This window comes from Succinimonas sp., assembly GCF_045225735.1.
Lineage (GTDB): Bacteria > Pseudomonadota > Gammaproteobacteria > Enterobacterales > Succinivibrionaceae > Succinimonas.
Map to the genome: position 1 here is coordinate 1 of NZ_JBGVBR010000061.1, position 14,941 is coordinate 14,941.

Genomic DNA, 14,941 nt, shown 5'->3' on the forward strand with positions numbered 1-14,941 from the left:
TATAAAAAGAGCGGCAACACTGAAAACGGATAATCGTCACAGAATTTTAATTAGTATTTTTTAAACATATTCAATAGAGTAAGTATAGTAATGCCTGACGGATGCAGTTAAATTTCTATACCTGTCCGAAACGGACTCATTAAAATTTTGCTACCTATGTCATAATTTATATTTTTCTCGATAACTAATCGCTATTCTACGCCCGATACCAGACAACCCCTTATACAACAAGCTGTCATGAATAAGCTTTTTCAGAAGCGAAAATTTCGAAAAACATGGTCTTAAGCGCCGCGGAACTGAAAATTTAACAACTCGCCTTTTGAACCTCTGCAAAAAACACGAGATGGCTGTTTTTAAGGGTTCGGAAGCCCCGGTTTTCCCTCGGGGAAGAATTTTTCCGGGACGGCAGCTTTATTGTTCAGGAAAGAACGTAACAGTGCCGTAAGGGGCATTAAGAAAACTGTGATTTTCACTGCAATGGATGGGAAGATGCCGTTTTCAGGGGATCTCGGCAGCTGGAAACGGAAGCGGGAGCGGAGCTTTTATGCACGGAAACGGGGAACAATAATCCCCTCCAGGAAGTTATTAGTCCGCAAACAGCAACAAAGTTTGACCTGAGCCGCCGAATAATCCGGAGATCCCGCTTCCGGATAACGGTGAATCCCCTGTGATGGTATATAATGAGACGGTGTTTTCTTTCATAAATTCTTTCATAAACCTATGGAGAACTTCCTCATGAGCAAGGTTACCATTCCTGCTGACGGCTCCCGCATTACTGTAAATGCCGACGGAACCCTGAACGTACCTGACAATCCGGTGATCCCCTTTATCGAGGGCGACGGCATCGGCAGCGACATCACTCCGGCAATGGTGAAGGTTGTGGACGCCGCTGTGGCCAAGGCCTATAACGGCAGCAAGAAAATCGCCTGGATGGAAATTTACGCCGGCGAAAAGGCCACCAAGGTATACGGAGCTGACACCTGGCTTCCTGACGAAACCCTGGACTTCCTCCGGGAATATGTGGTTTCCATCAAGGGCCCTCTGACCACTCCCATCGGCGGCGGCATCCGCTCCCTGAACGTAGCTCTCCGCCAGCAGCTTGACCTTTACATCTGCCTGAGACCGGTGCGCTATTTTGACGGCGTGCCCAGCCCGGTAAAGAATCCAAATTTGGTGGATATGGTTATCTTCCGCGAAAACAGCGAGGATATCTATGCCGGCATCGAATGGGCAGCTGACACTCCCGAGGCTGAAAAGGTCATCAATTTCCTGAAGACCGAAATGGGCGTGAAGAAGATCCGTTTCGACCAGCACTGCGGCATCGGCATCAAGCCGGTTTCCAAAGAAGGCACCCAGAGACTGGTAAAGGCCGCCATTGACTATGCCATCAAGAATGACAGAAAGTCCGTTACCCTGGTGCACAAGGGCAACATCATGAAGTTCACCGAAGGCGCCTTCAAGGCCTGGGGCTACGAAGTGGCCAAGGAACAGTTCGGCGGCGAAATCATTGACAAGGGCCCCTGGATGAAGATCATAAACCCGCTGAACGGCCATGAAATCATCATCAAGGACTGCATTGCCGACGCCTTCCTGCAGCAGATCCTCCTGCGTCCGGCCGAATATGACGTTATCGCCACCCTGAACCTGAACGGCGACTATATGTCCGACGCTCTGGCAGCTCAGGTAGGCGGCATCGGCATTGCTCCGGGCGCCAACATCGGCAGCGTCTGCGCCATGTTCGAAGCCACCCACGGCACCGCTCCGAAGTACACCGGCATGGACAAGGTAAATCCGGGCTCCATTATTCTCTCCGCCGAAATGATGCTGACTCACATGGGCTGGACCGAAGCCGCCAAGCTGGTGGTTAAGGGCATGGAGGGCGCCATCAAGGCCAAGAAGGTTACCTATGATTTCGCCCGTCTCATGGAAGGCGCCACCGAAATCAAGTGCTCCGCTTTCGCTGATGAAATCATTAACCACATGGCCGACTAATGCAGTAAATAGTCTGTGCCGAAAGGATAAAAGGGAAGCTTCGGCTTCCTTTTTTATTGGCTCTGCCGCAGGAAGCAGCAAAAAGAAAGCCCTGCACAAAACGGACAAGCATGAAAGAGTCAGAAAGGAGACCCCGATAATGAATATCAGGAAAGTGTTTTGCGAAGAGTGCCGGAGCGACACCGCCTATGCCGTATCCGCCGGTGCCATGACAGGTACTATCAGGGACAAAGAGTATTCTTACCCCGGGAAGACAGCGCGCTGCGCCGTATGCGGATCCCCGGTCTTTGTACCGGAAATTGCGGATGCCAACCTCCGTGCCATTTATGAGGCGTACCGGGAGCAGAACGGCATCATCGCTCTTGATAAGATTCGGGAAATTCCAGCAAAATACGGTCTTGATAAAACTGAGCTCTCTCTTCTTCTTGGCTGGGATGCGGAAACCTTCTCCCGGTATTATGAGGGAGACCTCCCCGCAAAAGATCATTCCGCTGTTTTGACCCGCCTTTACTGCGAACCCCAATTCGGCGCGGAATTACTGGCATCCCCTAAGAAAACCCCGAAAGCGCCGGCTTAAAGCCCGGATCTTGCCTGTCCCCTGTCAGGTCTGGATCTTAGATCTTAACCTCTGTTATAACTGCGGCGTAAACGGAGCCCCTGTTTTCCGGGACACATCCTCGCTTACATACACCGCAACAAAAAAGGAACCGGTACTCCAGTTCCTTTCATTATCATCTTCCGGGAATCATTCCCCGGGCGCTTCTCCGAAATCCGCTCCGGAATTTCCCGCCTGTTATGACTGCTTTTTAGCCGCCTTCTTAGGCTTCTTTTCCGGTTCCTCGGGTCTGGCCTGAGTCACGCTGGCCTTCTCGATGAGCACCGGAGTGAACTTAAGGGGCCATCTCCAGTTAAACTCCTCGGAGCGATCATAAAGCAGGGACAAGGCCAGAGTGGCGGCTCTCTTCCCCACCTCTTCGATGGGATAGCGCACCGTGGTGAGCTTCGGCTTAATGTAGTTGCTGATAGGATTGTCATCATAGCCCACTGCGCTGACCTGACCGGGCACGGTAATGTTGTTGTCGGCCAGAGCGGAAATGGCTCCGATGGCCATGGCATCATTATAGGCCACAAAGGCGGTGAATCCGGCATCCCGCATCAGGAGGGACTCGATAGCGCGGTAGCCGCCGTTTTCATCAGGGAAGGCCGCGCTGACAATATTGGGATCAAACTCAATGCCGGCCTCTTCAAGAGCCATCCTGTAACCGGCCATGCGATCCTTCTCATCGGCGAAGGCCGCGTCATCGGAGCAGATATAGGCAATCTTCCGGTGGCCGTTGGCGATAAGGTGTCTCACCGCATCTGCCATGCCGGCGGTAATGTCCACCCAGACGGAACGATCCTCAAGAGAGCTTACCAGACGGTTCACAAACACCATGGGAATCCCGGACTGGCTGTACTCAATAAGCTCGTCATCCGAAAGCGCCTTGGAATGAATAATAAGGGCATCGCAGCGGCGCAGCATCAGAGCTTCAATGCAGTCCTTCTCGCGATCGTGATTGTGGTTGCCGGACATTACGATGACGTACTTCTTTTCCGGCAGGATAACATCCTCTATGCCGCGCATCATCTGGGCAAAAAACGGACCGCCGCAGAGATCTCCCACCAGCACGCCGATGCAGTTGGAACGCTTGTTCACCAGAGCCTGGGCAAAGCTGTTGGGCTGAAAATTCAGCTCCTTCATGGCCTTAAGCACCGCCTGTTCCTTTTCGGGAGCCACGTTGGCAGACTTGTTAATAACTCTGGAAACTGTTGAAATCGAAACGTTTGCCAGCCGTGAAACATCTTTGATTGTTGCCATATTTCTTATCACTCGTTAGCGGAGAACAACAAAAAACCGGTCAATCCGCTCTTTCCCCGCCGGTTCCGGAAGCTGAGATACTGTTCTCGAAACCCCGGAAGGCATTACAAACGGAAGCCGGTTCTTCTATTCTAACATGATTCATACCGGTAGCAGCATGGAAAAAGTGTGAGACAAATTTAATTGTTGACACAGATTTTCCATGCCATGGATACCCGGCCTAATAATGGGCGTCATGCTCCGAAGGAGTCAGAAGCTCCAGCTTCTGGGCTCCCAGAAGGTGCTGATAAATAACGTTGTACATCAGTACCTTCTGCACGTAGTTACGGGTTTCGTTAAAGGGAATGGATTCGATGTAGGTAATCGCATCCCGTCTTACGCCGTCGCCGCTCTGCCACTTGTAGGCTCTGCCGGGACCGGCGTTATAGCCGGCAGTGGCGAAGATGCGGTTGCCGCCGAACTTTTCCTGCAGATCATGGAGATAGGCGCCGCCCAGACGGATATTAACCGACGGGTTAAAAAGCTCGTCCTTGCCGCCGTAGGGGTAGCCGTACTTCTTGCTCACCATGGCGGCGGTATCCGGCATGAACTGCATGAGGCCCCGGGCGCCCACCGGAGACTTGGCCAGCGGATTCATCATGCTTTCCTGTCTGGTAATGGCATACATGTAGCTGAGATCCGTGCCGCTTCTCCGGGATTCCTGCTCGTAGATCTTGCGGTAAGGGAGCGGGAAGCGCACATTGAGAGCGTCCCAGTCCTTCTTGTAGATAGATTCCCAGACCGCCAGATCCGTAAAGCCTCTTTCCGCCTCGGTGGCGGCAATGGTTCTGGCATCATCAAGAGAAGCATTGTGCATGGTTTCCCGCCACTCGGTGCGGATGCCCCGGGCATCATTCAGGAAGGAAAACTCCATATATCTGGCGTAAGCAGGATATTTCTTAAGAAGAGCGGCCTTCTGCTTTTCATTTGCCGGCACTGCGGTAACGGGCTTAATGGCATAGGGGAGACCCAGCTTGTCAGCGGTGTAGAAGCCGTAGAAGCTTCTTTCCTTGGCGAGCTTCCGGAAGATGGCATCAGCCTCGGCCTTTTTGCCGGTTTCCTCCAGGGCCCGGGCCTTCCAGTAGCGATAGTTATCCGCCTGCTTCTTGTCTTCGGGGAGCCGGTCAATGAAACGGAGCACGGAGCGATAGTCCCGATCCCAGATGGCCACGCGAATGCGCTGCTCCAGCATAGCCGCATTGCCGGCGCTTTCCAGAAGATCGTCCACCAGCTTTCTGGATGCGGAGGTCTTGTTATAAAGGAGCGCATACACCAGAGCCTGATTCACCGTATGCTCCTGAGCGGCAGTGGGATGATAGCGGTTCTTGAAATTGCCGATTTCCGCCAGAGCTGCCTCCGGGCTAGTTCTGGCATATCTTGCGAACACCAGAGAAGCGGCTTCCTTCTGGGTTACCGGAATAGCGGCATACTTGGAGGGCTTGCCGTAGTAGGATGAGAGGGTCTTGGCCAGGGTCTTGTCAGCCTCGTTCTTGCCCAGCTGAGATACCGCATCAAGGTAGACCTTGCCGCCGTTTTTGGTCCAGTAGGTGCTCCGGATTCTTTCCAAAGCCATGTCCCGGGTCAGAAGTCCGCCGGCCTTAAGAGTGCCCAGAAGAGAGGAGCATTCCTTGGAAAAGGGTTCCCCCGCCTCGTAATCGGCTTTGATAAAGCTCAGGGCTTCCTGCTTCTTGCCGTGATAATAGCGGGCCTGATGCCACAGGCACTGGAGCTTGGTTCCCTCAGGCATTTCCGGAGAGATTTCCAGCACGGCGTCATAATTGCCATTGTTAGCATAGGCATGCATATAGTCGTTCAGCACATAACGGGCCAGACCGGTGTGACCGCCGGAGGTAATAAACTTCTTGATTCTGGCGGTATTCCCGCGATCCTTTTTCAGGAGGAGGTAGTCCAGATACACGTTGAGAGGATAGTCCCCGAGCTCGGAATGAATGCGTCTTACGGTGTCAAAGTCCTTCTTTTCATATGCGGCCAGAGCCCGAAGATACTTCTGCCGTTCCCCCTGATAGCGCTTGAAATCATGCTTGTAGGCTGCGGAAACCTCCGAGCTTCTTACCACAGTCTCGGTTTTAATCTCGGTGGTAAGAGGCTCCTGTGTACTGGCGCAGGCCGTAACGCAAAGAGCAAGGACACTGGGAACAACAGCGCAAAAACACCCCGTTAAATGTTTGATAAGCGATGATACCTTATACATAAGCCTTTGTTTTCTTTCCTGTGGTTAAAGCTCAGAGAGCAAATAATTATTCTAAAAATAAAAATCCCGGCATGCCCAGGAACAGCCTGGAAATGTCTGAACGATGCCGTTGCCGGCGGTACTGCTTGATGTCAGAAAGCTCTGGGAATCTTAGGTATGCCGATAACTGCCGGAGTCATGAAGAACTGAAAAACCGTCCGGAGCGTTTTTTGAAAAACGCTGCCTGAAAAAACCGCCTTCAGGCAAAAAATTGCCCCGAATTCAGGATGAGCTCAGCAGTATTAAAAAAGCAATGTAAGTGTACCATCAGAATGCCTGAAAACAAAATCCGGCAGAGTATTTTTTCTGCCGGATCGCAATATCTGACCTTACGGTCTGCCATCATCCTGAAAATTTCATGAAAGCGGTTACTCAGAGGCCTGGGAAATGCCGTATTTTTTGATTTTTTCCACTAGGGTAGTGCGCCGCATCTGGAGAATTTCCGCCGCCCGCGCCACCACTCCGTCCGTGGCAGCCAGAGCCTGCTTTATCATGTCGATTTCTATCTGACTCACCATGTCCTTGAGATTCACCCCCTCCGGCGGCAGCACCCCGGCAAAGGGAGCGCTGAGATCGTCATGAGCCGCCCCGGCCCCGTCGGATCCGGAGCTCTCGCCGCTTTCCTCTTCCGGTTCCTCCGCGGTATCGCTGAAGAGATCAAAAAGAGCGTCCTTTTCGCTGATCTCGTCCTGTTTCTTGGCCTCCGGGCCGTACTGGTACTTCCGGGGCAGATCCTGCACGTCCACAATCTCATCGGGATGCATGATAATCATGCGCTCCACCAGATTGGAAAGCTCCCGCACATTGCCGGACCACTCATGCTGCATCAGGGATTCCATGGCTCTCTGGGTGAACCGGACACCCACCTTATGCTCCTCGGAATAGCGCTTAATAAGCTCCTGCAGGAGAAGCGGAATATCATCAGTTCTTTCCCGGAGCGGCGGGGTATTAATGGGGAACACATTGAGCCGGTAAAAGAGATCCTCCCGGAACTCGCCGTCCGCGATCATCTTTTCCAGATTGCGGTGGGTGGCGGCGATAACCCGGACATCGCATTTTATCTGCTTGTTGCTGCCCACTCTTTCATAGACTCTTTCCTGAAGCACCCGGAGCAGCTTTACCTGCATCTGGAGGGGCATGTCGCCGATTTCGTCCAGAAAAATGGTGCCCCCCTCCGCCAGCTCAAAGCGGCCGGCCCGGTTGGTAATGGCTCCGGTAAAGGCGCCCTTTTCATGGCCGAAGAGCTCGCTTTCCAGAAGCTCCGCGGGAATGGCGCCGCAGTTAATGGGCACAAAGGGCTTGTTTTTTCTGGCGGAAAGGGAGTGCACCGCCCGGGCCACCACCTCCTTTCCGGTGCCGGACTCCCCCAGAATCAGCACGTTAGCCGTGGTGGGCGCCACCTGCTCAATGAGATGCCGCACCTCCTGAATGGCCTTCCCCTTCCCCACCAGAAACTTCATGAGCCGCTGGGCATTGTCGCTTCTTTTAAGATTCTTGTGCATGGAGTTAAAGGACTGGCAGAACCGAAGGAGCTGAAGAAAACCCTCGTAGGTGCCGTCCTTTCCCAGGATCCCGATCATGTTGGGTTCCCGGGGGAGATCGGCTTCATCATGGGCCTGAGTGAAGATAAAGGGGATCAGGGGGTGATTTTTCAGAAGATCCGCCGGAGTCACGCTGCCGGTGTTCCCGGCAATCACCAGGGTAATCGCAACGTTGTCGCTGTCAAGATAGCTCAGGCAGTCGGGCACCTCGCCGCTCTGCCACTCGCAGCCCAGAAACTTAACAATGGTTTCAATTTCCTGACGAAGCTCGGGGCGTTCTTCAAGAATTAAAATATTTCCCACAAAGTCCATAAATCCTCCGTCTGTCCTGAAAAGGATTTTAAGAGGATTTCGCCAAAAAGAACCATGCTTATGTCAAATTTTCGACAGTTTTTGGCACTGTTATAGAAAAGGCGCTTCCGGCAGCAGAAAATTTCGCTGCTAATTCCCCTGCCGATTCCCCTGCTTCAAACGGCGGGATCCGCGGGCAGTCTCCAGTCAATGGGGGCGCGGCCCCAGGATTCCAGATAGGCATTGCAGGCCCGGAAGTGCCCGCAGCCGAAGAAGCCCCGGTAGGCGCTCAGGGGGCTGGGATGGGGAGCCTTGAGCACCAGATGCCGGGAAGTATCCACGGTTCGGCACTTGGACTGCGCCGGACTCCCCCACAGCATGAACACCGTGTGCTCGGTGCATTCGTTGATGCGGGCAATCACATGATCGGTGAAGATCTCCCACCCCTTCCCGAAATGGCTCTTAGGGCGCCCCTGCTCCACCGTCAGGGTATTATTGAGGAGAAACACCCCCTGCCGGGCCCAGGAGGTGAGACAGCCGTGGGAGGGGATCTGAAACTCCGGGCCGTACTCCTCCCGAAGCTCCAGGTAAATATTCTTAAGGGACGGCGGCACCGGAATGCCGGGATTTACCGAAAAGCAGAGACCGTTGGCCTGTCCGGGGCCATGGTAGGGATCCTGCCCGATAATAACAACTTTCACCTGACTGAAGGGGGTGCTGCTGAAGGCGCTGAAGATCTCCCGCTCCGGCGGAAAAACCTGAGCCGCCCTTCTTCTCTCCTTCTGAAAACGCATCACCTCCGCAAAATACGGCTGGCTCTTTTCAGAACCGATGACATCATGCCAGGTTAACTCCATTTGCGCATCTCTCCTCATGTGATTATCTCAGGCGTCTGTCTTCGAGAGCGTTGCTGCCCCCGGACGCCGGCCCTCATTCTACCATTTTTGTCCCGTCTTTTTCTGATGCGGCTTTTTTGCCGCATCTCCAGCCGGATCCCCCTTTTTGGCCGGCATCGCGCCTCACATAATCGTCCTAACAAAAATAGTCCCCACAAAAACTTGCGAGAGCGTTAAATTCGCGATTACTATTTATACTGTTAACTCAATTACGGCGCTAAATCTGAAAACCGCGGTCAATTTTTAACCAGGAAAGAGCAAGAATTGCTCATTTTTTAACCAATTTTGGTCAAAAGGCGGCCGCTTTCGGGCAATTTTGAAAGATTAATCACGCAAACTCAAATTTCTGTAGATCATCTCCCGCAAAAGGGGTATTATTACTCATGAAATCGTTTCCTAAGCTATGAACGGTTTTCTTCATAATAATTAAAGGTAAGGCGTAAATTGAGAGTTTATGACAATACCTTGACGGGACAGTGACCACCGCTGTCCCGTTTTTCATTTTAAGCATCTCCGCTGCCAGATCCTCCGCTTCATCTGCCGGCCTCTCCTGTTTCTCCCTGCTCCGGTTTTCCGACTTTATGCTTCTTTAGTGACCTGCCCTGAAAATTCAGCCGCCGGATTCAGGTATAATCCCGGGCGCAGGTCAGGCGGCACCCCAGGCGGTCTTACGTTTTCAATCCGCCGAGGGACAGTCTTTCCCGGCAGTCATCATTAATATGTTTATATGCCACATCCGAGGTAGTACATGAAATACGAAATCGTCCATCAGGACTCCTTCCCCATGCTGCAGGTGCATCTGGAAAAGGGAGAGGAAATACACTGCGAACGCGGGGCCATGATCACCATGAGCCAGGGACTGGAGCTCAAGGGAAACGTCAAGGGCGGCATCGTGGGCGGCCTTGTCAGAAGCTTCCTCACCAATGAAAGCTTTTTTACCGAGAGCATCATCGCCTCCGGCGGCCCCGGCACTGCCTCCGTTGGCGCCGGCATCCCGGGCTCCATTCTGGCTCTTGAGGTTACCCCGCAGAAGAGCCTTCTGGTGGAAAAGGGCGGCTACATGGCCAGCACCACCGGCGTGGAGGTCGGCACCAAGATGCAGGGACTTATCAAGGGCTTTACCTCCAAGGAAGGCTTCTTCCTGATTAAGCTGTCCGGCACCGGCACTGCCTTTATTTCCTCCATGGGAGCCGCGCACCGCTTTGATCTGGGCCCCGGCGAAGAGCTGGTGGTGGATAACGGCCACCTCCTGGCCTGGGATGAAAACATGGAATACACCATGCAGAAGGCTTCGGGCTTTGTTTCCAGCGTCACCTCCGGCGAAGGTCTCGTATGCAAGTTCAGGGGCCCGGGCACTCTTTACATTCACACCGTGAAGTACGGCTTCTAAGGCGAAGAGCCGGAATATCCCGGCGGCAATCCTGAGATAACGGAAATCAGAATTAAGGGGGGAACAAGGCCCTCCTTTTTTATTCCCCTCCCGGAATCGCCGCCCGGCCCCCGGATACTGCTATAATGACAGGCCGGAGGTTCATGCTGAAGAACTCTCATACCTTAAAAGAATTAAAGGAACATGCCATGACAGATATTGCCGCTGCCCGCAATGAAATAGACGCCATTGACACCGCTATTCTGGATCTCCTTCAGAAAAGAAACAGCGCCATTATTAAAATCGCCGCGGAGAAGTACCGGGACGGCGCCCCGGTAAAGAATCAGGAAAGAGAAAGCGCTCATCTTCTTGAGCTTCTGAAAATCGCCGAAGAAAAAGGGGTGTCCCCCTCTCTGGTTACCAGGATATATCAGGAAATTTTTGCGGATTCCCGCACCCGGCAGCTCTCCTATATCCACAGTCTGGATGCCGCCGATGGCAATGCCGCCAAAAAAATCCGGGTCTCCTATCTGGGACTTAAGGGATCCTACTCCTATCTGGCCACGCATAAATTCTTCCGGGCCGCGGAATCCCGTCTTTCGGAAAAGAGCTGCTCCTCATTCCAGGAGATCATCTCCGATGTGGAAAATGCGGCGGCAGACTGCGGCGTGCTCCCTATTGAAAACACCTCCTCGGGCTGCATCAACGAGGTTTACGATCTCCTGCAGAACGCCAAAGTTCATATTACCGGCGAGCTTACCTACCATATCAACCACGGCATTCTGATGGCGGTTCCCACGGATCTCTCCCGCATCAAAACCGTCTACTCCCATCCCCAGCCCATTCAGCAGTGCTCCCGCTGGCTTCTGGAAAACCTCCCCCATGCTGAAATTAAAAATGCCACCTCCACCACCGAGGCCATGGAGCTGGTCGCCAGCCTGAAATCCCCGGAGATCGCGGCCATCGGGAGCGGGGAGGAGGCTCCGTTGTACGGTCTTACCCAGCTCTGCGGCGGCATCGCCAATCAAAAGGTAAACATCACCAGATTTATCGTCATCATGAGGGAGTCCATCATGGTGCCCCCGGCCATTACCGCCAAAACCTCCCTGACCTTCACTACGGAAAACCGTCCCGGCTCCCTGATAAAGGTGCTGGAGGTATTCAGCAGCAGAAACATTAATATAGTGAAGCTGGAATCCCGTCCCCGCATTGAAAACCGCGAAGGACTCATCTGGGCGGAGACCTTTTACGCCGACGTCATCGCCAGCACGGAAAGCGCTTTGATGCAGGAGGCCCTCCATAAGCTTAAGGAGGTTACCGGAGAAGTGAAGATTCTGGGCTGCTACCCGGCCACCGCCATTCCCGACGAGGCCTGATGATTATCCCCTGAGGCCTCTGGGAGCGCAGTAGCAGCGGGGGATGAGGAGCAGGAGTAAAAAAGGAGAAGGAAGAAAAAGGAAAATAAAAAAGCCCCGGGGAGTAATTTGCCTGCGGCAGTTCTTGCTGATTTTTTCGTTTTTACCTTATTTCTGTCCGCCCCGGTTTTTGAATTTCTCCATCATTTCCCGGGCCTCGGCGGGGATCCGCGGTTCCTCCTCCCGGACAATGTCCTTGAAGGCCTCCTGCATGCCTGTGGCCTGATTGCCGGAGCCTTTGCCGCCGGAAGCCCCGTCGGCTGCCGGAGCGCGCGGCCGGGAGGCGCCCTGTTTCACCGCGGTTTCCATATTGCGGGCCTCCCGGGATTTCAGATCCTCGGAAAGAGAAAGATCCGAGCCGTCCCCCTCGGGAGATTTTCCCAGCACCCGGAACAAAAGCTCCGCCTCGGGAAGCGGAATCTCGCACTCCCGCACCACCTCCTCAAGACCGGCGCCCAGCTGAATCATTTTCTTGGCCCGGGAGTACATCCGGCCCTCAGGCTCCTTAAGCTCCAGATCCGCCTGTTTGTCTGACAGCCGTTCCACCGATTCCTGAAAATCCTGAAACTTCTTAATAATGCCGATATTGCCGGTAAGAAGCTCGTTAAGCTCCTTCCGGGAGCTGTTCTGCTTCTGGGCGAGAGAATTAAAGGCCGTGGAAACATCCTTCTTCAGCCTGCTTATCCGGCGGAGAGCCACGAGGGCGCAGACCAGAGCCCCCAGAGCGGCCCCGATGGCCGTAAATGTCAGCGCAAACAGGGTAATCGTCAGTTCTTCAGTGCTCATGGCTGTTACATTTCCATTCCGCTTCCAGTAAAAAAACAAAACTCCAATGCTCTCTCAGGGCATCGGAGTCGCAGTCAGCTCAGGCCTTCAGTAATCATCCGCCGTCCTTCAGGCGCTCCGAAGCCCCGAGATCCGGAACCTTACCGGCTCAGATCCGGCTGATTTCATCCCATTCGTCAGCGGTGAGAAGCTTATTGAGATCGATGATAATCAGAAGCTCCTGGCCCAGATTGGCCACGCCCTTGATAAACTGGGCGCTTTCCTCGGTGCCTATATTGGGAGCCGGGTCAATGTCGTCCACGCTGAGATCCACTACCTCGGCCACGCTGTCCACCAGAATGCCCACCACCTGGCCGCCGGCCTCGATAATCACGATGCGGGAGCTGTCGGTAACCTCCATGGGCTCAATGCCGAAACGCATTCTGGTATCAATGACGGTAACCACGTTGCCTCTGAGGTTGATAATGCCCAGCACATAATCCGGAGAACCGGGCACCGGAGCGATTTCGGAATAGCGCAGCACCTCCTGCACCTGCATTACATTGATGCCGTACACCTCCTTATCAAGATGAAATGTCACCCATCTGGTAAGTTCGCCGTTTTTCGCCTTAACCTGATTGTTATCCTGTTCTGCTGCCATGACTGTTCCTCCACATCCTAAATCCGGAAAAAGCTCCCGGCTTTAACAAATTATACAATGGCCCGGCCGGCCGATTCCGTGCGGAAACCCGTAGTTTCAGGGAGCTTCTCACATCTAGCCTGAGAGCCGATCCCCTGACGCCGCCGCCCCCTGATGCTCCCCTTTATCCGGAGGGCGCCGCTTCTCAGCCTGCCCTGCCGTCTTATTGCTTGATCCTGCCGGATCCGTCCAGAAGATCCTTTACATTGTCTCCGGATTCCAGCATCTTAATAAGCTCCTCCGGGTGCAAAAGAGCGCACATCTCGTTCTTCACAATCCCCGAGAGCCACGGCCGCTGCCCGGCATTCTCCCGCCACTTGATGCCGTCATGAGTCAGGTTTCTGGTGCCGATAAGCTCATCGCACTGCACGGCCCAGTCCGAAGCTCCCAGAAGGATGGCGTATTTATATTCGTGAGCCACGATTTCCTTCCCCGGCATCATCCATTTCGCAGTATCCACCACCGCTACCTTTCTTTTGCGGATATTGGTGAGACCGGAAAACCATTCCGGCTTCCCGAAGATCTGGGTGATCTTTTCCGTCTGATAAATGCCCCCCAGGAACTTCAGCGGCACTGCCAGCATCACGCCGGCCACCTTGAAGAACAGGGCCGAGAATTCCTTCCCGAGATCCATGTTCCGCCACGGGGCAGGAGCGGGAGTCTCCGCCTTAACCTCTGCGCGAACCTCGGTAACAGCTGCTGTCTGGGGCTCCTGCACCTTAACCTGAACCGCTGGCTCAGAAACAACTGTCTGGACTTTGACTTCTGCCTTGGTCTCCGTTTTAACCGGAGTCGCGGTAACCGTCTCTGTCTTCACGGCTTCCTTAACCTCGGGAACCGCGGCAGTCTCCACAGTGGCCGGCACCTTATCCAGCAGAGTCTGCAGGGAAGCTCGGGTTTCCGGTTCCTTAAAGGGCAGCGGGGCCGCCTTTTCCGGCTCGGCCGCCGGCAGGAGGCCCGGATCTTCGGACAGGGGTTCATCCTCGGCCAGCAGGGAATTAAAGTAATTCACCATGGCCGCATACTGCAAGGATTTGCTCATTTTGTCTGTCCTTCAACTTTTAAGAGATCATTAAGGAGCTTCTCATAGGCAAGACAGCCCTTGGAATAGGGGAACTTAATGGGAGCCGGCACATGAAGCTCGCTGCAGTCCCGGAATCTGGTGTCAATGGGGATCACGTCCCGCCAGACCACGTCCCCGTAGGCTTCCTTAATGGATTCCAGGGTCTGATTCGATGCCCGGGTGCGCCGGTCAAACATAGTAGGCACAATAAGGTAGCGGAGGGGCCTGGCCTTGGTGCCCCGGAGGATCTCAAAGGTCTTCATCATCCGCTCCAGTCCCTTAAGAGCCAGAAACTCCGTCTGGGTAGGCACGATAATGCTGGAGCTCGCCGCCAGGGCGTTCACCATCATCACTCCCAAAACCGGGGGACAGTCCACGATGGCGCAGTCGAATTCATCGTTTATAGCCGCGAGAGACTTTTTCAGAATGAGGCCCGCCTGGCTCTGCCGCTGTCCCAGGGTCTGATCCAGGGTGGCCAGGGCCAGAGATCCCGCCATCAGCTTGATATTGCTCACCGAGGTATCGATGATAATGGATTTCACCAGCTCCTTTGTAATGCTGTCACTCAGAAACAAATCAAACAGGGTATGCTCCAGATCGTCGGAATCAAAGCCGAAGCAGCTGGTCAGAGAGGAGTGCGGGTCGGTATCCAGCACCAGCACCTTCTTGCCCCTCCGGGCCAGAATCCCGGCCAGAGTAATCACGGTGGTGGTTTTGCCCACGCCGCCCTTCTGATTCGCCACAGTCCATACAATCATCAG

The 14,941-nt window shown here is 53.9% G+C and carries 11 protein-coding genes and 1 pseudogene; 4 read left to right on the plus strand and 8 right to left on the minus strand.

Annotation, left to right across the window (positions count from 1 at the left end; translation table 11 throughout):
- The first annotated feature begins 735 nt into the window (after window positions 1-735).
- Entirely contained in the window at window positions 736-1,992 is a 1,257-nt protein-coding gene (gene icd, locus ACJROR_RS02065) for an NADP-dependent isocitrate dehydrogenase (RefSeq protein WP_406545653.1), read from the plus strand.
- 139 nt (window positions 1,993-2,131) lie between these two features.
- Window positions 2,132-2,569, plus strand: coding sequence for a type II TA system antitoxin MqsA family protein (locus ACJROR_RS02070; protein WP_406545654.1), 438 nt, complete (start codon window positions 2,132-2,134; stop codon window positions 2,567-2,569).
- Window positions 2,570-2,785: 216 nt separating this feature from the next.
- On the opposite strand, the gene ACJROR_RS02075 is transcribed toward ACJROR_RS02070, so the two are convergent.
- From ACJROR_RS02075 to ung, 4 genes are all read right to left on the minus strand, one after another.
- Complete coding sequence (locus tag ACJROR_RS02075; protein WP_406545655.1) at window positions 2,786-3,850, minus strand: LacI family DNA-binding transcriptional regulator; 1,065 nt, start codon at window positions 3,848-3,850, stop codon at window positions 2,786-2,788.
- Window positions 3,851-4,070: 220 nt separating this feature from the next.
- Window positions 4,071-6,101, minus strand: a complete 2,031-nt coding sequence (locus ACJROR_RS02080; protein ID WP_406545656.1) for a transglycosylase SLT domain-containing protein — start codon at window positions 6,099-6,101, stop codon at window positions 4,071-4,073.
- 407 nt (window positions 6,102-6,508) lie between these two features.
- Complete coding sequence (locus tag ACJROR_RS02085) at window positions 6,509-7,993, minus strand: sigma-54 dependent transcriptional regulator (RefSeq protein WP_406042070.1); 1,485 nt, start codon at window positions 7,991-7,993, stop codon at window positions 6,509-6,511.
- Window positions 7,994-8,148: 155 nt separating this feature from the next.
- Window positions 8,149-8,829 carry a uracil-DNA glycosylase gene (gene ung / locus ACJROR_RS02090; protein ID WP_406545657.1) on the minus strand — a complete coding sequence of 227 codons (681 nt, stop codon included), beginning with the start codon at window positions 8,827-8,829 and terminating at the stop codon, window positions 8,149-8,151.
- Between the two features lie 787 nt (window positions 8,830-9,616).
- Between ung and ACJROR_RS02095 the strand changes: the two genes are divergently transcribed.
- Complete coding sequence (locus tag ACJROR_RS02095; RefSeq protein ID WP_406042074.1) at window positions 9,617-10,258, plus strand: TIGR00266 family protein; 642 nt, start codon at window positions 9,617-9,619, stop codon at window positions 10,256-10,258.
- Between the two features lie 188 nt (window positions 10,259-10,446).
- Entirely contained in the window at window positions 10,447-11,613 is a 1,167-nt protein-coding gene (pheA, locus tag ACJROR_RS02100) for a prephenate dehydratase (protein ID WP_406042076.1), read from the plus strand.
- Between the two features lie 432 nt (window positions 11,614-12,045).
- On the opposite strand, the pseudogene ACJROR_RS02105 reads toward pheA, so the two are convergent.
- The 4 genes and pseudogenes from ACJROR_RS02105 to ACJROR_RS02120 form a co-directional block, all read right to left on the minus strand.
- A pseudogene (locus ACJROR_RS02105) lies at window positions 12,046-12,438 on the minus strand (DUF2802 domain-containing protein); the annotation flags it as partial.
- 148 nt (window positions 12,439-12,586) lie between these two features.
- Window positions 12,587-13,078, minus strand: a complete 492-nt coding sequence (locus ACJROR_RS02110) for a chemotaxis protein CheW (protein WP_406545658.1) — start codon at window positions 13,076-13,078, stop codon at window positions 12,587-12,589.
- A 202-nt stretch (window positions 13,079-13,280) separates the two neighbouring features.
- The gene (locus tag ACJROR_RS02115) at window positions 13,281-14,159 is read right to left on the minus strand and encodes a chemotaxis protein CheW (RefSeq protein WP_406545659.1); all 879 of its coding nucleotides are present in this window, start codon (window positions 14,157-14,159) and stop codon (window positions 13,281-13,283) included.
- Complete coding sequence (locus tag ACJROR_RS02120) at window positions 14,156-14,938, minus strand: ParA family protein (RefSeq protein WP_406042082.1); 783 nt, start codon at window positions 14,936-14,938, stop codon at window positions 14,156-14,158. Before ACJROR_RS02120 ends, ACJROR_RS02115 begins: the two co-directional genes overlap by 4 nt.
- Window positions 14,939-14,941: the final 3 nt, after the last annotated feature.